The following is a 25,185-nucleotide window of genomic DNA, read 5'->3' as shown; positions in this document are numbered from 1 at the left end:
TAAGTGTTGTCTAATTGTAGTGGTGAATGGCTGTCAAATTATCATAATTAAAACATATTGGTAACACTCAGGAATGGTAGCAATTTTACGTTTGCCCTGGTGAAATGTGCTGTGAAAAGGCGTATCTTCAGCACGGTTTTCACCCGGTAACTTTAACTCATTTTATACGGCTAACGCTTCGGAGCTAACCGTGATCCAAACGCTGTTCGATTTTCCTGTTTATTTCAAATTTTTCATCGGGTTGTTTGCGTTAGTGAACCCGGTTGGGATTATTCCTGTCTTCATCAGTATGACCAGTTACCAGACCGCGGCGGCGCGCAATAAAACGAACCTGACTGCCAACCTGTCCGTCGCGATCATTCTGTGGACCTCGTTATTCCTCGGTGACGGTATTCTGCAACTGTTCGGCATCTCAATTGACTCGTTCCGCATTGCTGGCGGTATCCTGGTGGTGACCATCGCGATGTCGATGATTAGCGGGAAACTGGGAGAGGATAAACAGAACAAGCAGGAAAAATCGGAAACGGCAATCCGGGAAAGCGTGGGCGTCGTTCCTCTGGCGCTGCCGCTGATGGCGGGTCCAGGGGCGATCAGTTCGACCATCGTGTGGGGAACGCGTTACCACAGCGTGATGTACCTGCTTGGCTTTTTTGTGGCGATTGCGATTTTTGCCCTGTGCTGTTGGGGACTTTTCCGTATGGCACCGTGGTTGGTGCGAGTTCTGGGGCAGACGGGTATTAACGTGATTACCCGAATTATGGGTCTGCTATTAATGGCGCTGGGCATCGAATTTATTGTCACGGGTATTAAGGCCATATTTCCAGGGCTGTTAAGTTAATTCGCTTTCAGATGAAATAACCTACGGAGCTGTTCGTGGCTCCGTTCATCTCTATGTTCTACTTCTCCGTTTCGTCACCTTTCTGACTTTCAGGCCCGTACTTCGGGGAAAACTCATGCCTTTCTGGGTGTAAATCCTCTTGATTTTGCAGCGCTTTTACTCCCGCTTCATACCGCCACTTTGTTATTTTGCTCACATCACAATCCTGGGCTTGCTGAAGGATAATTGAGATGATATTAGTTAATTCAGTGAACTTGCAGATGAATGTGCTAAAAAATAACCAATTGTTAAATTATCGTACATTTTTACGCCTTTTGCTGATATCAACGCTTTCAGTCTGATGAGGTGCTGTTAATTGTATGATTAATAAGTGATTATATTTATTTTGTATGTTTCGGAACGTTCCACCGGAACGGTATTTTTTCTCTAAAAGAGAATTGCTTAACAAATCTGTAAATTGTATTGGCGGTTAATTAATGCTTTTGTTACTTTCCGACAGTTCATATTGCAGCAGATTGCTCGTTGATGAGAATAAATATCAACAAGGCAGTTCAGCCCACTATTCATGCGCCCCTGGCAGGGGAGGCGTATAACGAATCGACGTAAGGTGATCAAACGAATCGCCAGAATAAATAAAGTCGGTGATAGCAGGCAGTAAACGACCTGACAGCTGAAAGTCTCCGGAGCTGCTCAGAGATCCCTGACGGGATTAACAGGCTGGTGATTTAACCAGTAATTATAATGAGGGAGTACAAACACAATGACCAACACGAAAAAAAGTTTAGTGGCGGCAGGAATTTTGACTGCGCTAATCGCCGGAAATGTGGCGACGGCGGCGGTTGTTCCCGCAGGTGTACAACTGGCAGAAAAACAGACGCTGGTGCGAAATAATGGCTCGGAAGTACAGTCCCTCGATCCGCATAAAATTGAAGGGGTGCCGGAATCCAATATCAGCCGCGATCTGTTCGAAGGTTTAATCATCAGTGACGTCGACGGTAAACCGTCCCCGGGCGTGGCTGAGAAATGGGAAAATAAAGACTTTAAAGTCTGGACATTCCATCTGCGCAAAGACGCAAAATGGTCAGATGGCTCGCCGGTGACGGCCCACGATTTTGTATACAGCTGGCAGCGTCTGGCAAATCCGAATACCGCATCTCCTTACGCCAGTTATCTCCAGTATGGTCACATCGTCAATATTGACGACATTGTTGCCGGCAAGAAACCACCAACCGATCTCGGTGTTAAAGCCATCGATGATAATACCTTTGAAGTCACCCTCAGCGAGCCTGTTCCTTATTTCTACAAACTGCTGGTGCACTCATCCGTTTCCCCGGTTCCTAAAGCCGCTGTCGAAAAATACGGTGAGAAGTGGACACAGCCAGCGAATATCATCACCAACGGTGCGTATAAGCTGAAAGACTGGGTCGTCAACGAGCATATCGTGCTCGAGCGCAATCCTAATTATTGGGACAACGCCAAAACGGTCATTAATCAGGTGACCTACCTGCCAATCGCTTCAGAAGTGACGGACGTCAACCGTTACCGCAGCGGTGAAATCGACATGACCTATAACAACATGCCGATTGAACTGTTCCAGAAGCTGAAAAAAGAGATCCCGAACGAAGTTCACGTTGACCCGTATCTGTGCACCTACTATTACGAAATCAATAACCAGAAAGCACCGTTTACGGATGTCCGCGTGCGTACCGCGCTCAAGCTGGCGCTGGACCGCGATATTATCGTTAATAAAGTGAAAAACCAGGGCGACCTGCCGGCATACAGCTTCACGCCTCCGTACACCGACGGCGCAAAACTGACTCAACCAGAGTGGTTTGGCTGGACGCAGGAAAAACGTAACGAAGAAGCGAAAAAATTACTGGCTGAAGCCGGATATACCGCGGAAAAACCGTTGACCTTCAACCTGCTGTATAACACCTCCGATCTGCATAAAAAACTGGCTATTGCCGCCGCGTCCATCTGGAAGAAAAACTTAGGCGTGAATGTGAAGCTGGAAAACCAGGAGTGGAAAACCTTCCTCGATACGCGTCATCAGGGTAACTATGATGTCTCACGTGCGGCCTGGTGTGCGGATTACAACGAACCAACGTCCTTCCTGAATATGGTGTTGTCTGACAGCTCGAACAACACGACGCACTATAAGAGCCCGGCGTTTGACAAGATCCTTGCCGATGCGCTGAAAGCAACGAATGAAGAGCAGCGTACTGAGCTGTACGGTAAAGCCGAGCAGCAGCTTGATAAAGATTCTGCGATTGTGCCGGTGTTCTACTACGTCAACGCCCGTCTGGTTAAACCGTGGGTGGGTGGTTATACCGGTAAAGACCCGATGGATAATATCCACGTAAAAGACTTGTATATTATCAAGCATTAATGGCAAAGGGTGGGGCAGCATAGGTTGCCCCACAGTGTCTTTTTTCGTCGACTCTCAACACTCCTCATCAGTGGTTCTGCGTGAAGGGGTGTAAAGGCACTCGCCAGAAGGTACGGGCAATGTTGAAATTTATTCTACGCCGCTGTCTGGAAGCAATTCCGACACTGTTTATTCTTATTACCATTTCGTTCTTTATGATGCGCCTTGCGCCGGGAAGTCCTTTCACCGGTGAACGCGCGCTGCCAGCGGAAGTCCTGGCGAATATTGAAGCGAAATACCATCTGAACGATCCCATCATGACCCAGTATTTCAGTTACCTGAAGCAGCTGGCGCACGGTGATTTCGGACCTTCTTTTAAATACAAAGATTATACGGTTAACGATCTGGTTGCCTCGAGCTTCCCGGTTTCCGCGAAGCTGGGCCTTGCAGCCTTTCTTCTGGCCGTTGTCCTCGGGGTGAGCGCCGGCGTGATTGCCGCGTTGAAGCAAAACACGCGATGGGACTATGCGGTCATGGGGGTGGCCATGACCGGGGTGGTGATACCGAGCTTTGTGGTCGCGCCGCTACTGGTCATGATATTTGCGATCACCCTCAAGTGGCTGCCGGGCGGCGGCTGGAACGGTGGGGCGTTGAAATTTATGATCCTGCCGATGGTGGCGCTCTCGTTGGCCTATATTGCCAGTATTGCGCGTATCACCCGTGGCTCGATGATTGAAGTGCTGCACTCGAATTTCATCCGCACCGCGCGAGCCAAAGGGCTGCCGATGCGTCGCATCATTTTTCGCCATGCGTTGAAACCCGCGCTGCTCCCGGTGCTTTCGTATATGGGACCAGCATTTGTCGGGATTATCACCGGTTCGATGGTCATTGAGACAATTTATGGTTTGCCGGGTATCGGTCAGCTGTTTGTTAACGGCGCGCTGAACCGCGATTACTCGCTGGTTCTCAGCCTGACGATCCTCGTGGGGACATTAACCATTGTCTTTAATGCGATAGTTGACGTGCTGTACGCCGTCATCGACCCGAAAATTCGTTACTGATACTGGAGCTCGCGATGATGTTAAGTAAGAAAAACAGCGACGCGCTGGAGAATTTCAGTGAGAAGCTGGAGGTCGAAGGACGCAGCCTGTGGCAGGATGCACGCCGTCGTTTCATGCATAACCGCGCCGCGGTCGCCAGTCTGATTGTGCTGGTAATGATCGCGCTGTTTGTGACGCTGGCACCCATGCTGTCGCAGTTCACCTACTTCGATACCGACTGGGGAATGATGTCCAGCGCGCCAGATACCGAATCAGGCCACTATTTCGGTACCGACTCCTCCGGACGTGACCTGCTGGTGCGCGTGGCGATTGGCGGGCGGATCTCGCTGATGGTTGGCATCGCCGCCGCGCTGGTAGCCGTGGTGGTGGGCACGCTGTACGGCTCGCTTTCTGGCTATCTGGGCGGAAAAATCGACTCCGTGATGATGCGTCTGCTGGAAATCCTCAACTCCTTCCCGTTTATGTTCTTCGTTATTCTGCTGGTCACCTTCTTCGGACAAAACATTCTGTTGATTTTTGTGGCGATCGGAATGGTCTCCTGGCTGGATATGGCGCGTATTGTGCGCGGGCAGACCCTGAGCCTGAAGCGAAAAGAGTTTATCGAGGCCGCGCAGGTGGGTGGCGTGTCGACCGGCAATATCGTACTGCGCCATATTGTGCCTAACGTGCTGGGCGTGGTGGTGGTGTATGCCTCTTTGCTGGTGCCAAGCATGATCCTGTTTGAATCCTTCCTCAGCTTCCTGGGACTGGGCACGCAGGAGCCGTTGAGCAGTTGGGGTGCATTACTGAGTGATGGCGCCAACTCGATGGAAGTGTCGCCATGGCTACTGCTGTTCCCGGCAGGCTTCCTGGTGGTGACGTTGTTCTGTTTTAACTTTATTGGCGATGGCCTGCGTGATGCCCTCGACCCGAAAGACCGTTAAGGAGTGCAGCCATGAGCGTAATTGAAACTGCAAGCGTGCCGTTCACGCAGCAAAGGGCTAACGCACTGCTGGACGTAAAAGATCTCCGCGTGACGTTCAGCACTCCGGACGGTGATGTCACCGCAGTGAATGATTTGAACTTTACGCTGCGCGCCGGAGAAACCCTCGGTATCGTGGGGGAGTCCGGTTCAGGCAAATCGCAGACCGCGTTTGCGCTGATGGGGCTGCTGGCCGCCAATGGCCGGATTGGCGGTTCGGCGACCTTCAGCGGACGCGAGATCCTCAATCTGCCGGAGCGAGAACTGAATAAACTGCGCGCCGAACAGATCTCGATGATTTTCCAGGACCCGATGACCTCGCTGAACCCTTACATGCGCGTCGGAGAGCAACTGATGGAAGTGCTGATGCTGCATAAAAGCATGAGCAAAGCGGAGGCGTTTGACGAGTCGGTCAGAATGCTGGACGCGGTCAAAATGCCGGAAGCGCGTAAGCGGATGAAGATGTTCCCGCATGAATTTTCCGGTGGTATGCGCCAGCGCGTGATGATCGCAATGGCGCTGCTGTGCAGGCCGAAGTTACTGATTGCCGACGAACCGACGACGGCGCTGGACGTCACCGTACAGGCGCAAATCATGACGCTTCTGAATGAACTGAAGCGTGAATTTAACACCGCAATCATCATGATTACCCACGATCTTGGGGTTGTGGCCGGTATCTGCGACAAAGTACTGGTGATGTATGCCGGTCGGACTATGGAATACGGTAATGCCCGCGATGTCTTTTATCAGCCCGTTCATCCGTATTCGATTGGCCTGCTGAACGCAGTGCCGCGTCTGGATGGTGAAGGCGAAGAGATGTTGACTATTCCGGGAAACCCGCCCAACTTACTGCGTCTGCCGAAAGGCTGTCCGTTTCAGCCGCGTTGCCCTCATGCGATGGAGATTTGCAGCACCGCGCCGCCGCTGGAAGAGTTCAGTCCAGGACGTCTGCGCGCCTGCTTTAAACCGGTGGAGGATCTGGCATGAACGCTGTTGATGAAAAACGTAAAGTCCTCCTGGAAATCGCCGATCTGAAGGTGCATTTCGACATTAAAGATGGCAAGCAGTGGTTCTGGCAGCCCTCGAAAACCCTGAAGGCCGTCGATGGCGTGACGCTGCGGCTGTATGAAGGGGAGACGCTGGGTGTCGTTGGTGAATCTGGCTGTGGGAAATCGACCTTTGCCCGGGCCATTATCGGACTGGTAAAAGCAACCGAAGGGCGGGTGGCATGGTTAGGTAAAGACCTGCTGGGAATGAAACCCGATGAATGGCGCGACGTGCGCAGCGATATTCAGATGATTTTCCAGGATCCGCTGGCGTCGCTGAATCCGCGCATGACCATTGGTGAAATCATTGCTGAACCGCTGCGGACCTATCATCCGAAGCTATCGCGTCAGGATGTGCGCGATCGGGTGAAAGCGATGATGATGAAGGTGGGCCTGCTGCCAAACCTGATCAACCGCTACCCGCATGAGTTTTCGGGTGGACAGTGCCAGCGTATCGGGATTGCCCGGGCGTTGATTCTGGAGCCGAAGCTGATCATCTGTGATGAGCCGGTCTCCGCGCTGGACGTGTCGATTCAGGCGCAGGTCGTCAATCTGCTGCAGCAGCTTCAGCGGGAGATGGGACTGTCGCTGATCTTCATTGCCCATGACCTGGCGGTCGTAAAACATATCTCCGACCGCGTACTGGTGATGTATCTGGGCCATGCCGTGGAGCTGGGAACCTATGATGAGGTTTACCACAACCCGCTGCACCCCTACACCAAAGCGCTGATGTCGGCGGTGCCGATTCCCGATCCCGATCTGGAAAAGAACAAGACGATTCAGTTACTGGAAGGGGAATTGCCGTCACCGATTAATCCGCCGTCAGGCTGCGTATTCCGCACCCGTTGCCCCATTGCCGGGCCCGAGTGTGCGAAAACGCGCCCGGTACTGGAAGGTAGTTTCCGGCATGCCGTATCCTGCCTTAAGGTAGACCCGTTATAATTGCAAGGGCTGACAAACTGTCAGCCCTTCTTTTTACTGAGGTTATCGTGTCGTTTTCATTGTCATCACTTCGCGGGCGGGTTTATCACCGTTTGTTCGACCTGAATACCCGTTCAGGCCGACGGGTTGAGGGATTATGTGCACTGTTCGCGCTGCTCAGCGTGCTGATTATTTTTATTGAGTCGGGCATTGGCACGCAATATCACCTGACATTTGATGAGTGGCATATTTTCGTCTGGCTCGAACTCTTCGTCACGCTGGTTTTTACGCTGGAATATTTTCTGCGTTTAGTGAGTTGGCCGAATCCGGCGAAATATGTTTTCAGCTTCTGGGGCCTGATTGATTTAGCCACCATTCTGCCCTTGTATGTGATGTGGCTGTGGCCGGAAATCAGCCTTAATTACGTTTTTGCCTGGCGGGCGATGCGGGCCATTCGTATTTTGCGGATCCTGAAGTTACTGCGCTTTATGCCTTCGCTACGGGTGTTCTGGCAGGCGATTCTGAGCGCCCGACATCAGCTAATTCTGTTTTATTCGTTTATCGGCATTGTGATGATTATTTTCGGCACGCTGATGTATCTCATCGAAGGGCCGGAATATGGCTTTACCACGTTGAATGCGTCGGTCTACTGGGCGATTGTTACGGTTACGACAGTCGGGTACGGCGATATTACGCCTCACACCCCGTTGGGGCGAGTAGTGGCGTCAGTACTGATTCTGATTGGCTACTCGGTGATTGCGATCCCCACCGGATTGATCACCACCCATATGAGCATCGCGTTTCAAAAGCGAAGCCAGCAGCGGAAATGCCCGCAGTGTCAGCAAAGCCAGCACGAACATAGCGCGAAGTTTTGTAACCATTGCGGCAGTAAACTACCGGACTAAATAAAAAGAGCCGCGCTGGCGGCTCTTCTCTTCATCATTATTACTCGCGCCAGAGAATATGGCAGAGCTTGTGATCTTTTTCGCGACACAGCAGTACGCGAGCAAAAATATCGTTGATCTCGCCATCTTCGCTGTCCGCCAGACCAATCACCACTTCGGCAAAGAAGTCAGGGTTCAGGTCGTAATCAACGTGCTCCTGCCAGTCTTCTGACGGATCAAATAACTCCGCGCCGCCGCGTTCCTCAAACTGCAGGTTGAACAAAATAATGTCCGCCGGATCGAGGTTGTCGGCCGCCAGTTCGAGAAAAATATCGTAAGCCTGCTCAAGCGTTTCGTCTTCAGTCAGGCGATTGTTCAGATCCATATCCATAATGACTACCTGTTTACCGTCTCTTGGGCACGTTTTACAGCAACGGACTGAAGAAGTAAAACAGTCGCTCGGTGATCCGCTGCCAGAGTGGCCGTTTTACCCACAAACTCGCGTCCAGCAGCCGGGAACGGGAGATGTAATCGTCCTGCACGGCAGCCAAATCGCCGCCGAATCCGACGTCATCAATGACCAGTGTGATCTCAAAGTTAAGCCACAGACTGCGCATGTCGAGGTTCACGGTCCCGACCAGACTGAGTTCACCATCGACCAGTACGCTCTTGGTATGCAGCAGACCGCCTTCAAACTGATAGATTTTCACTCCTGCCGCCAGCAGTTCGGTAAAGAAGGCGCGGCTGGCCCAGCCGACCAACAGCGAATCATTCTTGCGCGGCAGAATAATGCTGACGTCCACCCCGCGCTGCGCCGCCGTACAGATGGCGTGCAGTAAATCGTCGCTCGGCACGAAATAGGGGGTGGTCATGATCAAATATTCACGCGCCGAATAGGCTGCGGTCAGCAGCGCCTGGTGTATCAGATCTTCCGGAAAGCCTGGGCCAGAGGCGATGGTATGAATGGTGTGTCCGCTGGCCTCTTCGAACGGCATGATGTTGACGTCCGGCGGCGGAGGCAGGATCCGCTTGCCGGTTTCAATCTCCCAGTCGCAGGAATAGACGATGCCCATCGCGGTGGCGACCGGACCTTCCATTCGCGCCATCAGATCCACCCATTGGCCCACACCCGCATCCTGTTTGAAAAAGCGCGGGTCAACCATATTCATGCTGCCGGTATAGGCAATATAGTTGTCGATCATTACCATTTTACGGTGTTGACGCAGGTCCATACGGCGCAGGAACACACGGAACAGATTGACCTTCAGCGCCTCAACCACTTCGATGCCGGCGTTGCGCATCATCGCTGCCCAGGGACTGCGGAAGAAGGCGACACTGCCGGCAGAGTCGAGCATCAGGCGGCAATGGATCCCGCGTCGTGCGGCAGCCATCAGAGATTCCGCAACCCGATCCGCCATGCCGCCGGGTTGCCAGATATAGAACACCATCTCGATGTTATGTCGCGCGAGCTGGATATCGCGGATCAGCGCCTGCATCACATCATCAGAATCGGTGAGCAACTGAAGTTGGTTGCCCTTGACGCCAGCGATGCCCTGGCGGCGCTCACAGAGTTTGAACAGCGAAGCGGCAACGCTGCTGTTCTCCTCGGCAAAGATGTGTTTGCAGGCTTTGAGATCGTTCAGCCACTTCGCGGTGGACGGCCACATTGCGCGGGCGCGCTCGGCCCGGCGTTTGCCTAAATGGAGTTCCCCGAAGGATAAATAAGCAATAATTCCGACCAACGGCAGAATGTAAATGATCAACAGCCAGGCCATCGCGGAGGGAACCGCACGGCGTTTCATTAAAATACGTAATGTTACACCGGCAATGAGCACCCAGTAGCCCAGAATGACCAGCCAACTCACCACCGTGTAGAAGGTTGTCATAGATTAAAAATCCTTTTGAAAGCGTATTGTTATGAGTTTACGCGTCATGATTAATCTGGCAAATAAAAACACGGCAAAAGCGCTAGCCTGCCTGTCTGCGGGGGGTATAATGCCCATTCTAGCACTGTAAGAGTAGGTATCATGAAGCGGAGTAGAACGGAAGTGGGGCGCTGGCGGATGCTGCGTCAGGCCAGTCGCCGTAAAGCGCGTTGGCTTGAGGGGCAGTCGCGTCGGAATATGCGCATCCACTCAATCAGAAAGTGTGTCCTGAATCAGCAGCGTAATTCGCTGTTGTTTGCGATCCACAGCCTCTGAGTGAACAGGGCACCGCATGCGGTGCCCAATGAACACGTCTTTCAGAACGTCTTCTTGAAGGGTTTCACCGAAACCTGCGCGTAAACCCCGGCGGCGACATAGGGGTCGGCCTCCGCCCAGGATTTCGCCTCTTCCAGTGAGTCAAATTCAGCAATAACGGTGGAGCCGGTAAAACCTGCCGCACCCGGATCGTTGCTATCGACAGCAGGCATTGGGCCCGCGGTCAGGAGACGTCCTTCGTCGTGGAGCAACTGCAGTCGCGCCAGATGAGCGGGGCGGACGGAAAGACGCTTTTCAAGTGAGTTTTGATTATCTTGCGCGTAGATGACATAAAGCACGGATAGGGCTCCTTGGTCGGTAAAAGTGCTAAATACGTTATTTGAAAGGTCTCTTTACTGCAACGCAAAGATGACAACCTTGTTAAGGCCGTGCAGTTGTCAGGGAATTGACAGGATAAAAATGGCGCTTATGTCGATGGCTTATTGAATATGATTGCTATTTGCATTTAAAATCGAGACCTGGTTTTTCAACTGAAACGATTATGACTTCAATGACCCTTGATTTACCTCGTCGCTTTCCCTGGCCGACGTTACTTTCCGTTGGCATTCATGGCGCGTTAGTGGCGGGACTCTTGTATACCTCAGTACATCAGGTTATTGAACTGCCAGCCCCTGCGCAGCCTATCTCCGTAACGATGGTTTCGCCAGCCGACCTGGAACCGCCACAGGCGGTTCAGCCGCCGCCGGAACCGGTGGTCGAGCCTGAACCTGAGCCGATTCCCGAACCGCCTAAAGAGGCCCCGGTTATTATCGAGAAACCGAAGCCTAAACCTAAGCCAAAACCGAAGCCGGTGAAAAAGGTGCAGGAGCAGCCGAAGCGTGATGTTAAACCTGCCGAGCCGCGCCAGACGTCACCGTTTGAGAATACCGCGCCTGCGCGTCCGACGACCAGTACCGCACCGGCGACCAGCAAGCCGACGGTGAGCGTTCCGGCAGGTCCTCGTGCGTTGACGCGCAATCAGCCGCAGTATCCGGCGCGAGCCCAGGCATTGCGCATTGAGGGGCGGGTAAAAGTGAAATTTGACGTCACGTCTGACGGTCGGGTAGATAACGTACAAATCGTGTCAGCGCAACCGGCCAACATGTTTGAACGTGAAGTGAAAAATGCGATGCGCAGATGGCGCTATGAGGCCGGAAAACCGGGCTCAGGGTTGGTCGTGAATATTGTCTTCCGCCTGAACGGCACCACGCAAATCGAGTGATTGTGACGCAGGAAAAAAGAAGCCTCCAGAGCGGAGGCTTTTTTGTGCTTATTGCGCCGGAAGCGGGCGGGGTTTACCGTCCGGATCCACCGCGACGTAGATGAACAACGCTTCTGTCGCTTTGTAGCGCTGGCCAATCGGCTCAGACGCCACTTTCTTCACCCAGACTTCAATATTGATACTGACGGAAGTGGTCCCACGCTTCACGCAGCGGGCATAGCAGCACACGACGTCGCCGACTGCGACCGGGCGCAGAAAGCTCATTCCTTCCACGCGGACGGTCACCACGCGACCATGGGCAATCTCCTTGGCCTGAATGGCACCGCCAATATCCATCTGCGACATCAGCCAGCCGCCAAAAATATCACCGTTCGCATTGGTATCGGCAGGCATAGCCAGTGTGCGTAAAACCAGTTCGCCCTGTGGGGCGTGAGTTGTTGTTGTCATTGTAAAACCGACTGTAGAAAGAAATTTCAGGCGCGATGCTACTATGATTTTAGCACGGAGAACAGAGGGGAAACGCCCGCGAGGCGGGCGTTTGAGAGATTAGAATGACATCGTCACGCCTGCATAGTAAGCGCGCCCGGGTTCGTTATAGGTGGAGGCTCCGTCGTTTTCACGATAGATTTGCTTATCGAACAGGTTACTGATCCCGGCGTTCAGACGCAGGTTTTTCGTCATCTGATAGTTGGCACCGAGACCAACAATCGCATAAGCGCCAATCTCTTTATCCGACATGGCACCCGTTTCGTTACGCGTTTCAGCGTACTCGCGTGGTTTTTGTCGACCATACTGCGTCCACTGTAGCTGGGTGGACAACTTATCATTCACCTGCCAGTCGAGCAGGGTATTAATGGTGTATTTGGGGATCACAGAGAGCGGGTTACCGGTGTCCTTGTTCTCGGATTTGATCATATACGTCGCGTTGGTGCGCCAGCTTAACGTCTCCGGTACCAGCGGAATCACCACGTTGCCTTCCAGGCCTTCGACAATCGCTTTGCCGCCATTTTCCCATTGCAGGATATTATTCCCGTTGGAAGCGTAACCGATAATATCGGTCCCGGAGACGATCTTGTTTTTATAATCGTTACGGAACCAGGTGATTCCCGCATCCCAGCCTGAGTAAGTAAATTCAAGGCCGATCTCTTTGTTGATACTGATTTCCGGGTCCAGATCCGGGTTGCCCAGCAGATAACAGCTGCCGGTGGCGATATTATTCGGGCAACCGTTGCCGCGCGTGGAGAGCAAATATCCCTCGCTGGATTGGTACAGGTTTGGCGCTTTAAAGACGCGCGCAATCCCGGCTTTCAGTTTGAACAGACTGCCCAGTTCCTGCGACATATTCAGACTGGGGCTCCAGTTGCTGCCAAATTCGTCGTGATAGTCAAAACGGATACCCGGAATAATATCTGTGCCCGGCCGCGCTTCGATATTATCTTCAAGATAGATACCGGTAAGCGTGGCGCTATTTTTGGTGCTGCGGCTGGACGCGTCACCGGAGACATTGCCAATCTGCACACCGGATGCGCTGGTAGCCTGCATCGATGCCGGGTCGTTAAGTTCATCACGGTTCCATTCAGCCCCAAGGGTCAGAGTCTGATCAACCAGCCAGAAAAGCGGAATGTTGAGTTCTCCGGAGGAACGATAAGATTCCAGGCGGCTGGTGGCATATTCGGTGTTATTGATCATACCTTCCACTCTACCGGTCGAACCTTCCTGCATCCGGGTATTGTTGGTTTTTTCGTAATACACGCCAAATTTAGACTGTCCCCAGTCCCAGATGCCGTTATGCGTCAGCCCCCATGACTGGCGATACATCCGGTTGGTTTCGTCACCGTAGAGCGAGCTGACTAACCCGTCAGGACTGACGTTGCTGTTGCTGTACTGCGTATCTCCGGCATAGATATTGCCCTGACGGCTGTAGCTGTAGTCAAAATCCACAATTTGCTGTGGCGTCAGTTTCCAGGAGAGCAGGGCGTTGATATCTTTATTGCGCACCCCTTCACGCCCCGCCGCATAGGATCCATTTTGCTGGGTATTGATATCCGCCGCATCGGCGTCGGTTTTGTTGATATTGCCATAAAGGCGCATGGTGAGAATGTCATCGATTAGCGGGCCGCTCAGATTGAAGTTCGCACGTTTGGTGGCACCCTCTTTGTTGTTCTCGGGTTGATTGGTATAAAGGGACAGAGAGCCATGCCAGTCGTTCGTTGGCTGTTTGGTAATGATGTTTACTACACCGCCTGCCGCGCCGGAACCGTAACGTGCCGCCGCCGGGCCGCGCAGTACTTCGATACGTTCGACCATCTCCGCCGGTACCCAGTTCGTGTCGCCGCGCGTATCGCGCTCACCGCGCCAGCTATAGCGTACGGAATTGCGTGAAGTGACCGGAACGCCGTCAATCAGGATCAGCGTGTTTTCCGGCCCCATACCGCGAATGTCAATCTGGCGATTATTGCCCCGGCTCCCGCTGGCGCTGTTGCCCGTCAGGTTCACGCCTGGCATGGTACGAATGATATCGGAGAGGTCGTTGACCGGCGGGGATTTTTCAATGTCTTTGGCGGTGATGATAGAAACACCGGGTTGTTGTTTGAGGGCTTCTTCGGCGGTGGCCTGGACGACCATCGTTTCGCCGTCGTTCATGACCTCGTCTGCAGCGAATGCATTTCCGCTTAATGCTGTGGCAATCAAAAGCGCCAGAGGGCGCGGCGAGATTTTTGTTATCGTATTCATCAACTGACATCCATATTGTTAAAAATGCGATAAGGAATATCAATGATAACCATTCTCATTACAATATTGTGAAGGCAATCTCCATAATATCTTCATGATTCATGCAATTTAGGGTAGGTACGGCAGGGAATGTGCAGAAAGCAAAACCAGGCCCGAAGGCCTGGTCTGATGGACGTTTACGATTTGTCTTCTTGCGGGAGATGACGATAGATATAGACGCCACTCAGCAGGGTAAAGATCAGCGTCAGTGCAGTGAGGCCGAACACTTTAAAGTTCACCCAGATATTTTGCGGTAGCCAGAATGCAATGTAGATATTGGCAAGTCCACACAGGATAAAGAAGATAGCCCACGCGAGGTTGAGCTTCGACCAGACCGGTTGCGGAAGCGTCAGTTCTTTACCCAGCATGCGCTGGATCAGCGGTTTTTTCATGATCCACTGGCTTACCAGTAACGCACCCGCAAACAGGCCGTAAATTACGGTCACCTTCCATTTAATAAATTCATCGTTATGGAAAAAGATAGTCAGACCACCGAACACGGCAACCAGCACAAAGGTGATCAGCGCCATTTTCTCAACTTTACGATAGCGAACCCAACTGTAGATGAGCACGATCGCCGTTGCGACAATGAGCGCCGAGGTGGCCGCATAGATGTCATACACTTTGTAAAAGACAAAGAAGACAACCAGCGGTAAAAAATCAAGAAACTGCTTCATTCTTCGATTCCGTAATCAAAGGCGTCGGGCATTTCTGCCGGCGACGCAGACAGGGTTATTGGCGAATCAACATATACAGACGAAACAGGTAGATGAGCAATACGGCGGAGATCAGATTGCTCAACGTATTCGCGATAACGGCGCCAACGTTAGGGTCAAATGCAGCAAAGCTGGAGGCAAACAGCAGCAACAGCGTTTTTGCCAGCAGCCAGCCCATGACCGCCGGGGCGACCAGTCGCATATTAGACCACGCCAGACGCATACTGTTGCGCATCGCGGTGAATATACCCATTTTATCCTGCACCAGCATGATTGGGGCAAGCGCCAGCAGAATAGCCAACAGGATGCCGGGCACCACCACCAGCATAATCCCGAGTTGTACCAGCAAGGTCGTCAGCAAAATCAGGATGAACAGGCGCGGCAGAATCGGCGCACTGGCACCGATAGCACGCAGGGCACTGACACGATGGCCCGCTGAAATCAACTGAATCATCAGCAGTACGCCACCGGCCATTACGGTATTACCGATCAGTCCTGAGAACGTGGAAGCCGCAGAGGCGCGCAACAGGATCTGCTGCTGCTCCGGCGTCATGTTTTGCACCAGTTCGAACAAGCCCACGCTTCCCGCAAGATTATCCCCTTCACTCAACTGCGCAATCTGCGCATCGCTGGGTGAGAAGGCATGCCCTAATACCACCGTGATGAGCGCGCACAGTAGCGAGATCAGGAGGATGGTTAAAAATTGATTACGGAAAAAATTCCCGGTGTCACGGTATACGGACTGCGCCGTGATAGACATGCACTCTCCTTGAGTTCTGCAGGTGTTGTTAAGCGTGCAATTGTACCCTGGATAACCGTGCAGTGGCAGCATCAAGGGGTGTATGGAAAAGCATATCTTTGTAAAGCCAGAGTAATTTGAACAACAAATCCACAACGTGATGGCGTCGTTCCCGCAAAAAATAAGAAAATACTTTCAGATTGAAAATATTACAAAATTGATCTGAACAGTAATAACCAGGATTTTGAATGCTACTTCTAACTTAATCTGGATCAATAAATGTTAAATTATGCAGCCTAATGTGATCCAGGTTAGATCACTTATTACTCCAATGTAGGTATATTCGTGACGCATTTATAACCATAACGATGGAGCGGGTATGAAAAAGTTAACAGTGGCGGCATTGGCAGTTAGTACACTTCTCTCTGGCAGCGTTTATGCACATGAAGCCGGTGAGTTTTTTATTCGCGCGGGGTCGGCGACGGTAAGACCTTCAGAAGGCGCGGACGGGACTTTAGGTCATTTAGGTGGCTTTAACGTCAGCAACAACACGCAGTTGGGTCTGACATTCACTTACATGGCGACCGATAACATCGGTGTTGAACTGCTGGCGGCAACGCCATTCCGCCATAAAGTGGGCACGCAGATGACCGGTGATATCGCCACCGTTCACCATCTGCCGCCAACCCTGATGGCGCAGTGGTATTTCGGCGACTCCAGCAGCAAACTGCGTCCCTATGTGGGTGTTGGGGTAAACTACACGACCTTCTTTAATACTGATGTTAATAAGAATGGTGAAGAGACTGGCGTTTCTGATTTGAGTCTTAAAGATTCCTGGGGCGCAGCAGGTCAGGTCGGGCTGGACTATCTTATCAACCGCGACTGGCTGATTAACATGTCAGTCTGGTATATGGATATTGATACTACCGCAGACTACAAACTCGGTGGCGTTAAGCAGCATGACGATATCCGCCTCGATCCGTGGGTGTTTATGTTCTCGGCGGGCTACCGTTTCTAAAAAACGGTCACAACGGTTAAAAGCGGGCGCCTTCAGCCCGCTTTTTTTATGCACCGCGTACAGACCTGCTATCTTTTCTGACAGGCATGCACTGTAAGTATCGCATCATGAAATTAACGCCGTTTTTGCTGGAACAAAAAATCGCGACACTTGAGCAACTGCCATGCAGGTTATCTGACAGAAGGGGATGATTAGCCGTTCTGACCTGTACTGCACAGGTAAAATCGAATACCGTAGTGATAACAGCGTGTTGATGCCCAGGGTGCCTTGGTGAAAATTGTGCAGGACAGTTTACGAAACAGACAGGCACTTATTATCTCAGCGTTGATCACGCTGCTTTTTACGTCGCTTTTCCTGTTCATTATCTATGAACAGCGACTGGCGGCGGTTAATGAAGGGATGAACCGCCTGCAAACGCGGATGCTCGATATCTTTAATGATAATGAAATGATCGCGGATGCCACCGGTGTGCGCTACCGGCAGATTAAAACCGCCGGCCAGTGCGGTGAGATGTCACAATTTACTCCCCGCGGGGAAGCCTGGGGTATTAACGCCGACAGCAAACGCATTCACTCCGCATCGGGAGCGATGGTGGCGCGTGAGCGGACCGTCAACGCGCTGTGCATGTTTGCCGCCGCTGAGTTTATTCGCAGCAGGGTGAATGCGCTCAATCCGGGTAATTTCGATGCTCATCGCTATATTATCGCCGATGATGCGAGCTATTTTTACTGGTTTACGCCTGCGGATGCTAAAGCGTTTGATTATCTCACGTCGAAGATGGCACGAAATATATCCAGCTTCTTTCTCCCTCCCGTCGATTTTTATACCCGTCTGCTCGAAAAGAGTGTCAAAACGAAAGCATTGAGCTCCACGGATTTTTATGACGATAAAATCACGGATGAGAAAGCCTTCAGCGTCGTGAGCTATATTTATGACCTCTCTGGCAATGAGATTTCCGACCATATCGTGGGCTATCTGGTTTACGACCATGCGAGGCCGGAGCTTCAGGAAGCATTACGCGATGCCTTTGATCGGCAGGTGCCGCACGGGTTGAACGTTTCGCTGGTGAATACCCTGAATCAGCAATCGCTTTGTTTGTCGGGGGACTGTCAGCGTCGCCCGGAAATCCGTTTTAAGGTGCTCTCTGAAAAGTATGTGATTCACTACGCCATCTCGCTCAGCGGGTTTGCGATGCATGACACCCAGGCGGGACTGCTGATCCTGATGGCTCCGTTCTTCTTTGTGCTGATCATGATGGGATTAAAATCCTGGCTGAATGAGAGCGATCTGAAAATCTACATCGACTCGTTGACGGGCTGCTTCAACCGTAAAATTCTCGACATCATCAAGCGGCGGGATCTCTCAAACAGTTCGGTGGTACTGGTTGATTGCAATAAATTCAAAGCGATTAACGATACCTGGGGGCATGTTGCTGGCGACAGAGCGCTACAGGTCATTGCCAACCGGATGTTGTCCAACACCCGTACCAGTGACGATCTGGTGATTCGTACCGGTGGGGATGAGTTTGTGATCGTGCTGTATCATGCGAAAACTGCCGATGCGGTCGCCATCGCAGAACGTATCGCCCGCCAAATCAATGAGTATCAGTTTATCGTGCAGGATAAGCAGGTACCGCTCTCCATTTCCTGGGGCGCAGCAGAAGTGACTGAGGGGATTGATGATGCCATTCAGTTTGCGGATGGCGAGATGTATAAAATGAAGCAGACCAAAGGATAAGACCGCCAGAGGGTGTCTGGCGGTCCTGGGAAATTACCGGCGAGTGGCGGCTTTTAACCCGCTGACGAATGTCTTCAGCTCTGCGAGCATCTGCTCAGGTTGCTCGACGTTCTTCTCAATGATTTTGACGATCGCAGAACCGGAGATCGCGCCAGCAGCACCCGCGTCAATGGCGGCGGAAACCTGATCCGGTGCCGAAATGCCAAACCCCTGCAAAGACGGTGCTGCATTGTACTCTTTCAGCTTCTCTACCAGATGATGTAGCGGCAACGCGGCGCGGTTTTCGGCGCCAGTCACGCCGGCCCGCGACAGCAGATAGGTATAACCCCGTCCATGCGAGGCAATCTGGCGCAGCAGGTCATCATCGGCATTCGGCGGACAGATGAAGATCGGCGCAACGTTGTGGCGCAGCGCGGCCTGGCGGAATGGCGCAGACTCTTCAATGGGGACGTCGGCGACCAGCACGGAGTCGACGCCGACCTTTTCACACTGTGCGTAAAACGCGTCAATGCCCTTGCTGAACACCAGGTTCGCATACATCAGCAGGCCAATTGGAATGGTCGGGTGTTTTTCACGGATGGCTGCCAGCATTTCAAAACAGCGGGTCGGCGTAACGCCAGCAGCAAATGCACGCAGCGTGGCGCTCTGAATGGTCGGGCCATCGGCGAGTGGATCGGAGAAGGGGATCCCTAACTCCAGCGCATCCGCACCCGCCTCAATCAGGGCATCGATAATTTTCAGTGACTGCTCTACGCCCGGGTCGCCGAGGGTCACGAAGGGAACAAAGGCTCCTTCCTTGCGATCGTTGAGTTGTGCAAACAGGCTTTCATAGCGTTCCATCAGATTTCCCCTCGCGCTTTCAGAATATCGTGTACCGTGAAAATGTCTTTATCACCGCGTCCGGAAAGGTTAACCACCAGCAGTTGCTCTTTTTCCGGGTTCTCGCGCATCATTTTCAGCGCGTGGGCCAGGGCGTGCGATGACTCAAGCGCCGGAATGATGCCTTCGTGCAGGCAGAGTGTTTTAAACGCTTCCAGCGCTTCGTCATCGGTGATCGACACGTAGTCGGCGCGACCGATGCTGTTCAGATACGCATGCTGTGGCCCAACGGACGGGAAGTCGAGACCCGCGGAGATGGAGTAGGATTCCTCGATCTGGCCCTCATCGGTCTGCATCATCGGCGCTTTCATGCCGAAATAGATCCCAACGCGACCGTGCTTCAACGGCGCACCGTGTTCACCGGTTTCAATTCCGTGACCGCCCGGCTCCACGCCGATCAATCCCACGTCGGGTTCATTGATGAAATCGGCAAACATCCCGATGGCGTTAGAACCGCCGCCCACGCAGGCGATCACCGCATCCGGCAGGCGACCCTCTTTTTCGAGGATCTGCGCTTTGGTTTCTTCGCCAATCATGCGCTGGAATTCACGTACGATGGTCGGGAACGGGTGCGGACCCGCAGCGGTACCCAGCATGTAGTGCGCGGTTTCGTAACTGCCAGACCAGTCGCGTAGCGCTTCGTTACAGGCATCTTTCAACGTGGCCGAACCGCTATGGACCGGAATCACTTCGGCACCCATCAGGCGCATACGGAAGACGTTCGGCGACTGGCGCTCAACGTCTTTTGCCCCCATGTAGATACGGCATTTCAGACCGAGCAGGGCGCTGGCGAGGGCAGAGGCCACGCCGTGCTGTCCCGCACCGGTTTCGGCAATAATCTCTGTTTTGCCCATGCGTTTTGCCAGTAACGCCTGACCTAACACCTGGTTAGTTTTATGTGCGCCGCCGTGCAGCAGATCTTCGCGCTTCAGGTACAGCGTGGTGCGGGTTCCGGCCGTGATGTTCTGACATTTGGTCAGCGCGGTGGGACGTCCCGCGTAGTTCTTCAGCAGGTCAGTAAACTGGGCCTGAAACTCGGGATCTTTTTGCGCACTGACGAACGCGTCTTCCAGTTGACGCAGAGCAGGCATCAGAATCTGCGGCACATACATGCCACCGAATTCACCAAAATAGGGATTGAGTAATGTTGTCATGTCCTTTTCCTTAATATGCGCGCAGTGTCTGAAATACCGAGGCCAGAAGGCGTGCATCTTTGATGCCCGGCTGTGACTCTACACCAGAATTAAAATCGAGACCGGCACAGCCGGTTTTTGCCGCATCGACGCAGTTATCCGCGCCAAGACCGCCTGCCAGTAACACATTGTCCAGCGAATGTCCCTGCAGTAACGACCAGTCGAAACGCTGACCGCTGCCGCCCTGGCCGTTATCCAGCACGTACTTGTCAACGTGCTGATAATCGCGGGCCGGGAGGGTGTCACCGACGCTCAGCGCTTTCCAGATCTGCACGTTTTCAGGCAGCGCGGCGCGCAGGGCGTCAACGTACGCCTGATCTTCGCGGCCATGCAGTTGTACGGCTTTCAGCGAAAGCTGCACCGCTTTTTCGCAGACGTCGGCAATATCATGGTTGCGGAACACGCCGACGTATTGCAGCGGGGCGGCGGACTGCACCGCGCGGGCCTGCTCATCGCTGACAAAGCGTGGAGAAGAAGGGACAAAGATCAGTCCGCCATAAATCGCGCCAGATTCGCAGGCGGCTTTGGCATCTTCCGGACGCGTCAGGCCACAGACCTTATTTTCGCCAAGCAGAACGCGACGCACGGCGGCGTTGAGATCGTCAGAGGACATCAGCGCGGAGCCAATCAGGAAACCATTGGCAAAGTGGCTCAGCTCGCGGATCTGGGCGTAGGTATTGATCCCCGACTCGCTAATCACCGTCACGCCCTGACCCAGTTTCGGTGCCAGTTGACGGGTACGATTCAAATCAATCGACAGGTCGCGCAGGTCGCGGTTGTTAATCCCGACCACTTTCGCGCCCAGCGCAATGGCGCGCTCCAGTTCGGCCTCATTACTGACTTCCGTCAGCACGCCCATGTTCAGGCTGTGCGCTACGGTAGAAAGTTGGCGATACTGCTCGTCGTCGAGAACGGAAAGCATCAGCAGGCAGGCGTCAGCCTGATAGTGGCGCGCAAGGTAGATCTGGTAAGGGTCGATAATAAAGTCCTTACACAGAATCGGCTGCGGCGCGATGCTGCTCACGATCGGCAGGAAATCAAAACTGCCCTGAAAATACTTCTCGTCGGTCAGAACGGAAATGGCGGAGGCGTAATGTTTGTATATTCCGGCAATCCGCGCCGGGTCGAAATCATCGCGGATCACGCCTTTGGATGGAGAGGCTTTCTTGCACTCCAGAATAAAAGCCGTACGCGCGCCCTGTAAGGCATCATAAAAATGACGCGTGCTGAGCTGGATATCGTTCTGAAAACGGGTCAACGGTTGTTGCTGTTTGCGGGCTTCCACCCAAATCGCCTTGTCTGCGACGATTTTCGCTAAAACGGTTTGCATCATTTATCCTCTTGCCGCCAGAGCGGTGACTCGGTCATAAGCGGAACCACTGTGCAATACCTCGAGAACGGTTTGCGCATTAGCCTTGAGATCTTCTTCACCATGCAGTCGCATCAACATTGCGACGTTTGCGGCAACGGCAGCCTCGTGGGCGGCGTCACCTTTACCTTGTAGTAAGCGTGTCAGAATGTCACGGTTTTCTTCCGGCGTACCGCCTGCCAGCTGTTCCTGATGGTAAGGGGTCAGGCCGAAGTCGTCCGCCGTCAACTGATAGCTTTTGATCTCGCCGTCATGCAGCTCTGCCACAATGGTCGGCGCATGCAGGGAGACTTCATCCATTCCGCCGCTGTGCACGACCGCAGCACGCTGGTAACCCAGCACCCGCAGGGTTTCGGCAATCGGCAGAACCAGTTCCGGGCTGTAGACGCCAATCAGCGCCAGCGGCGGGTGCGCCGGGTTAATCAATGGCCCCAGCACGTTGAACAGCGTACGGGTTTTCAACTGCTGACGTACCGGCATCGCGTGGCGGAAACCAGTGTGGTATTTCGGTGCAAACAGGAAGCAGACGCCCAGGTCGTCCAGCGCCTGACGCGATCTGTCGGCATTCATATCGAGATTGATGCCGAAGGCGGCCAGCAGGTCTGACGAACCGGATTTACTGGAGACGCTGCGGTTGCCGTGTTTAGCGACCTTCAGGCCGCACGCCGCAGCAACAAACGCGCTGGCGGTTGAGATATTAATGCTGTTACTCCCGTCACCGCCGGTACCGACAATATCGGCGAACAGATAGTCAGGGCGCGGGAACGGTGCGGCGTTTTCCAGTAAGGCGGTTGCCGCACCAGCAATTTCATTCGGATGTTCACCGCGAATTTTCATGCTGACCAGGGCGGCAGCCAACTGTTCCGGCTTCAGTTCGCCGCGCACGACGGCGGAGAACAGCTGATGACTCTCCTGCTGACTCAGGGTTTGCGCCTGATACAGTTTTTCGAGGATCGGCTGCAGCGTATTGGTCGGCTCCAGCTTCTGCTGCGCCCAGGCCAGCGTCTGCTCGAGCAGACGTGCGCCCTGAGTGGTCAGAATGGACTCCGGATGGAACTGTAAACCGCAAACGCGATCGGCGTCGTGACGTACCGCCATCACCATGCCGTTAAAATGGGCGTTAATGGTCAGGCCTGCGGGAACGTTGCTGCCGATGAGTGAATGATAGCGTGCAACCGGCAGCGGATTTGTCAGACCGGCAAACATCGCCTGTCCATCGTGTTCAATGCTGGACGCCTTACCGTGCAGGATCTCGCCGGCCTGGCCGACGTAGCCGCCATAGGCTTCGACAATCGCCTGATGGCCCAGGCAGATGCCGATAATCGGCAGCTTTCCGCGCAGGCGCGTCAGCAGTTCTGGCATACAGCCCGCTTCACTGGGCACTCCAGGGCCGGGAGAAAGGACCAGAACCGGGTTCTTCATGGTTGCCAGACGCTCAATCAGGGTCTGGGCCGGAATATGGTTACGGTAAATCACCACGTTGTGACCGTTGGTACGCAGCTGATCTGCCAGGTTATAGGTAAATGAGTCGATGTTATCGAGCAGCAGAATATCAGCCATCAGAAAGTCTCCTGTGCGTGGTGCGCGGTGGCAATGGCACGCAGGACCGCGCGCGCTTTATTACGGGTTTCGTCGGCTTCGGACTGGGGAACAGAATCGAGCACAATACCGGCGCCGGCCTGAACGGTGGCGATACCGTCTTCCACCAGGGCTGAACGAATAACAATGCAGGTATCCAGATCGCCGTGCGCGGTGAAGTAACCGACTGCACCGCCGTAGCTACCGCGTCGGCGACCTTCGGCTTCAGCAATCAGCTGCATTGCCCGCACTTTCGGTGCGCCGCTGAGCGTGCCCATATTCATGCAGGCGCGGTAGGCGTGCAGTACATCGAGATCGCTGCGCAGTTCGCCGACCACGCGGGAAACCAGGTGCATGACGTAGGAATAACGGTCAACCTTGGTCAGGTCAGCCACATAGCGGCTGCCCGGCGTACAGATGCGGGCGAGATCGTTACGCGCCAGGTCAACCAGCATCAGGTGTTCGGAAAGTTCTTTATGATCGGTGCGCATCTCCAGCTCAATGCGGCTGTCGAGGTCGCGATCCAGCGAACCGTCGGCGCGACGACCGCGAGGACGCGTGCCGGCAATCGGGTAGATTTCGATCTGACGGCTGGTGGCATCGTATTTCAGCGAGCTTTCCGGCGACGCGCCAAACAGGGTGAAATCATTGTCCTGCATAAAGAACATGTACGGGCTGGGATTGCTTTTCTTGAGCACATAATAGGCCGCCAGCGGCGACGGGCAGGGCAGAGAGAAGCGGCGTGACGGGACGACCTGGAAAATTTCCCCGGCACGAATCGCTTTTTGCATTGAGCGTACCACTGCGCCAAATTCTTCATCGCTCTGATTGCATTCGCAGCGCATCTGCGGCACAGGAATGACCGGCAGCGGCGGTGCTGGTTCCGTCAGTTGCTGGCTAAGACGGGCCAGTCGCGCGGTGAGGCGCTGTTTCTCGGCGTTGTTATCGCTGAACAGACTGGCCTGAATACGGGTGCTTTGTTTCTGGTGGTCGATAACCATCAGCGTTTCCGCCAGATAGAAACAGTAGTCCGGGCAGCGGTTGCCTGCCTCAAGCTGCGGTAAATCTTCAAAACCGGCAACCAGATCGTAAGCAAACAGGCCGCCGAAGAACATCGCTTCGCGCTCCTGCGCCGGGACGTTGACCAGCTCCTGCAGCAGGCGGAAGGCGTCAAATACAGAGAGTGCGCACAGACGCGCGTCCTCGTCTAATAACGGGCTGACCGCCGGGAAACGCAGCACGCGTCCCGCCTCCTGATGTTCATTCTCAACACCGGCAGGCAATGCCGCATCCAGCAGCGTCAGCAGCGCTGCACCGTTGTCGGTTAAGGCCTGAATGGTGACAGTGTCACCGACGGCGGTAATGCGCAACGCGCTATCCACCAGCAACAGGCTTTTGAGATCGTCTTTGCTGTCGATATCTGCCGATTCCAGCAGCAGCGTTGCCGGACGATCGCCGCAAACCTGATGGAACAACTCCGTCGGGTTTTTACGATAGGCGGCATCGCAGGTAATGAGTTCGAGTGTCGGTTTTGATGTCTGCATTGTTGTTCTCATCAATTTTGTTCAAAAAAAAGCCCGCTCTGTTGGCGGGCCGGGTATCTGGTGGCGATCTACACGCGAAATACACTGCCCGAAATCAGG

The 25,185-nt window shown here is 53.6% G+C and carries 23 protein-coding genes, 1 pseudogene and 1 other annotated feature (1 of these 25 running past the window's edge); of the genes and pseudogenes, 11 read left to right on the top strand and 13 right to left on the bottom strand.

Going from position 1 to position 25,185, the window contains the following annotated elements; all coding sequences use genetic code 11:
- Positions 1 to 190: 190 nt before the first annotated feature.
- The 7 genes from ychE to OGY35_RS21460 all read left to right on the top strand — a co-directional run bounded on the left by ychE (position 191) and on the right by OGY35_RS21460 (position 8,100).
- Complete coding sequence (gene ychE, locus OGY35_RS21490) at positions 191 to 838, top strand: NAAT family transporter YchE (protein WP_042318631.1); 648 nt, start codon at positions 191 to 193, stop codon at positions 836 to 838.
- Positions 839 to 1,598: 760 nt separating this feature from the next.
- Positions 1,599 to 3,227, top strand: a complete 1,629-nt coding sequence (oppA, locus tag OGY35_RS21485; protein ID WP_152404333.1) for an oligopeptide ABC transporter substrate-binding protein OppA — start codon at positions 1,599 to 1,601, stop codon at positions 3,225 to 3,227.
- A 119-nt stretch (positions 3,228 to 3,346) separates the two neighbouring features.
- Complete coding sequence (gene oppB, locus OGY35_RS21480) at positions 3,347 to 4,267, top strand: oligopeptide ABC transporter permease OppB (RefSeq protein ID WP_042318633.1); 921 nt, start codon at positions 3,347 to 3,349, stop codon at positions 4,265 to 4,267.
- Between the two features lie 14 nt (positions 4,268 to 4,281).
- Positions 4,282 to 5,190 (top strand): oligopeptide ABC transporter permease OppC, encoded by a 909-nt coding sequence (gene oppC, locus OGY35_RS21475; RefSeq protein ID WP_286633413.1) that lies wholly within the window; start codon positions 4,282 to 4,284, stop codon positions 5,188 to 5,190.
- Between the two features lie 11 nt (positions 5,191 to 5,201).
- Positions 5,202 to 6,215, top strand: coding sequence for a murein tripeptide/oligopeptide ABC transporter ATP-binding protein OppD (oppD, locus tag OGY35_RS21470; protein WP_152404340.1), 1,014 nt, complete (start codon positions 5,202 to 5,204; stop codon positions 6,213 to 6,215).
- Positions 6,212 to 7,216, top strand: a complete 1,005-nt coding sequence (oppF, locus tag OGY35_RS21465; RefSeq protein ID WP_178826088.1) for a murein tripeptide/oligopeptide ABC transporter ATP-binding protein OppF — start codon at positions 6,212 to 6,214, stop codon at positions 7,214 to 7,216. The genes oppD and oppF overlap by 4 nt, the downstream gene beginning before the upstream one ends.
- Before the next feature lie 47 nt (positions 7,217 to 7,263).
- Positions 7,264 to 8,100: an ion transporter gene (locus OGY35_RS21460; protein ID WP_286633412.1), complete on the top strand. Its 837-nt coding sequence runs from the start codon at positions 7,264 to 7,266 to the stop codon at positions 8,098 to 8,100.
- Between the two features lie 40 nt (positions 8,101 to 8,140).
- Here OGY35_RS21460 and OGY35_RS21455 read toward each other — a convergent pair whose 3' ends face one another.
- Complete coding sequence (locus tag OGY35_RS21455) at positions 8,141 to 8,470, bottom strand: HI1450 family dsDNA-mimic protein (RefSeq protein WP_042283511.1); 330 nt, start codon at positions 8,468 to 8,470, stop codon at positions 8,141 to 8,143.
- A gap of 34 nt (positions 8,471 to 8,504) precedes the next feature.
- Entirely contained in the window at positions 8,505 to 9,965 is a 1,461-nt protein-coding gene (gene cls, locus OGY35_RS21450) for a cardiolipin synthase (protein ID WP_286633411.1), read from the bottom strand.
- Between the two features lie 141 nt (positions 9,966 to 10,106).
- Here cls and OGY35_RS21445 point away from each other — a divergent pair, with 141 nt between their 5' ends.
- Positions 10,107 to 10,280: a YciY family protein gene (locus OGY35_RS21445; RefSeq protein WP_086512586.1), complete on the top strand. Its 174-nt coding sequence runs from the start codon at positions 10,107 to 10,109 to the stop codon at positions 10,278 to 10,280.
- A 41-nt stretch (positions 10,281 to 10,321) separates the two neighbouring features.
- Here the strand turns inward: OGY35_RS21445 and OGY35_RS21440 are convergent, their stop codons facing one another.
- Complete coding sequence (locus OGY35_RS21440; RefSeq protein ID WP_046481037.1) at positions 10,322 to 10,618, bottom strand: YciI family protein; 297 nt, start codon at positions 10,616 to 10,618, stop codon at positions 10,322 to 10,324.
- A 212-nt stretch (positions 10,619 to 10,830) separates the two neighbouring features.
- Between OGY35_RS21440 and tonB the strand changes: the two genes are divergently transcribed.
- Positions 10,831 to 11,541 carry a TonB system transport protein TonB gene (gene tonB, locus OGY35_RS21435; protein ID WP_152406318.1) on the top strand — a complete coding sequence of 237 codons (711 nt, stop codon included), beginning with the start codon at positions 10,831 to 10,833 and terminating at the stop codon, positions 11,539 to 11,541.
- A gap of 48 nt (positions 11,542 to 11,589) precedes the next feature.
- On the opposite strand, the gene yciA is transcribed toward tonB, so the two are convergent.
- From yciA to OGY35_RS21410, 5 genes and pseudogenes are all read right to left on the bottom strand, one after another.
- Positions 11,590 to 11,988, bottom strand: coding sequence for an acyl-CoA thioester hydrolase YciA (gene yciA, locus OGY35_RS21430; protein ID WP_152404351.1), 399 nt, complete (start codon positions 11,986 to 11,988; stop codon positions 11,590 to 11,592).
- Positions 11,989 to 12,087: 99 nt separating this feature from the next.
- Positions 12,088 to 14,274 carry a TonB-dependent siderophore receptor gene (locus OGY35_RS21425; protein WP_286633410.1) on the bottom strand — a complete coding sequence of 729 codons (2,187 nt, stop codon included), beginning with the start codon at positions 14,272 to 14,274 and terminating at the stop codon, positions 12,088 to 12,090.
- A 176-nt stretch (positions 14,275 to 14,450) separates the two neighbouring features.
- The gene (locus OGY35_RS21420; protein ID WP_046481035.1) at positions 14,451 to 14,990 is read right to left on the bottom strand and encodes a septation protein A; all 540 of its coding nucleotides are present in this window, start codon (positions 14,988 to 14,990) and stop codon (positions 14,451 to 14,453) included.
- A gap of 55 nt (positions 14,991 to 15,045) precedes the next feature.
- On the bottom strand, positions 15,046 to 15,789 hold the full coding sequence (locus OGY35_RS21415) for a YciC family protein (RefSeq protein WP_152404354.1): 744 nt from the start codon (positions 15,787 to 15,789) through the stop codon (positions 15,046 to 15,048).
- Positions 15,790 to 15,817: 28 nt separating this feature from the next.
- Positions 15,818 to 15,895: pseudogene (locus OGY35_RS21410) on the bottom strand (YkgJ family cysteine cluster protein); the annotation flags it as partial.
- A gap of 252 nt (positions 15,896 to 16,147) precedes the next feature.
- On the opposite strand from OGY35_RS21410, the gene ompW reads away from it, so the two are divergent.
- Together ompW and OGY35_RS21400 are read left to right on the top strand one after the other, a co-directional pair.
- Positions 16,148 to 16,786 (top strand): outer membrane protein OmpW, encoded by a 639-nt coding sequence (ompW, locus tag OGY35_RS21405; protein WP_042318650.1) that lies wholly within the window; start codon positions 16,148 to 16,150, stop codon positions 16,784 to 16,786.
- Between the two features lie 270 nt (positions 16,787 to 17,056).
- Positions 17,057 to 18,523, top strand: coding sequence for a GGDEF domain-containing protein (locus OGY35_RS21400; RefSeq protein WP_286633409.1), 1,467 nt, complete (start codon positions 17,057 to 17,059; stop codon positions 18,521 to 18,523).
- Between the two features lie 33 nt (positions 18,524 to 18,556).
- On the opposite strand, the gene trpA is transcribed toward OGY35_RS21400, so the two are convergent.
- Genes trpA through OGY35_RS21375 form a run of 5 tightly spaced genes read right to left on the bottom strand, consistent with a single transcriptional unit; the run spans position 18,557 to position 25,086 of the window.
- Complete coding sequence (gene trpA, locus OGY35_RS21395; RefSeq protein WP_152404358.1) at positions 18,557 to 19,363, bottom strand: tryptophan synthase subunit alpha; 807 nt, start codon at positions 19,361 to 19,363, stop codon at positions 18,557 to 18,559.
- Positions 19,363 to 20,556 carry a tryptophan synthase subunit beta gene (trpB, locus tag OGY35_RS21390; protein ID WP_046481030.1) on the bottom strand — a complete coding sequence of 398 codons (1,194 nt, stop codon included), beginning with the start codon at positions 20,554 to 20,556 and terminating at the stop codon, positions 19,363 to 19,365. The genes trpA and trpB overlap by 1 nt, the downstream gene beginning before the upstream one ends.
- Before the next feature lie 10 nt (positions 20,557 to 20,566).
- Positions 20,567 to 21,925: a bifunctional indole-3-glycerol-phosphate synthase TrpC/phosphoribosylanthranilate isomerase TrpF gene (gene trpCF / locus OGY35_RS21385; protein ID WP_286633726.1), complete on the bottom strand. Its 1,359-nt coding sequence runs from the start codon at positions 21,923 to 21,925 to the stop codon at positions 20,567 to 20,569.
- Between the two features lie 3 nt (positions 21,926 to 21,928).
- Entirely contained in the window at positions 21,929 to 23,524 is a 1,596-nt protein-coding gene (gene trpD / locus OGY35_RS21380) for a bifunctional anthranilate synthase glutamate amidotransferase component TrpG/anthranilate phosphoribosyltransferase TrpD (protein ID WP_042318656.1), read from the bottom strand.
- Positions 23,524 to 25,086: an anthranilate synthase component I gene (locus OGY35_RS21375; RefSeq protein WP_286633408.1), complete on the bottom strand. Its 1,563-nt coding sequence runs from the start codon at positions 25,084 to 25,086 to the stop codon at positions 23,524 to 23,526. Before OGY35_RS21375 ends, trpD begins: the two co-directional genes overlap by 1 nt.
- Positions 25,087 to 25,109: 23 nt before the next feature.
- Positions 25,110 to 25,185: a sequence feature (Trp leader region), on the bottom strand; it runs 19 nt beyond the window's last position.

The sequence above is a fragment of the Citrobacter sp. Ct235 genome, from assembly GCF_030332305.1.
GTDB classification, from domain to species: domain Bacteria; phylum Pseudomonadota; class Gammaproteobacteria; order Enterobacterales; family Enterobacteriaceae; genus Citrobacter_A; species Citrobacter_A telavivensis.
Note: the sequence above shows the minus strand (reverse complement) of the source record. Positions and strands in the feature narration are given on the sequence as shown.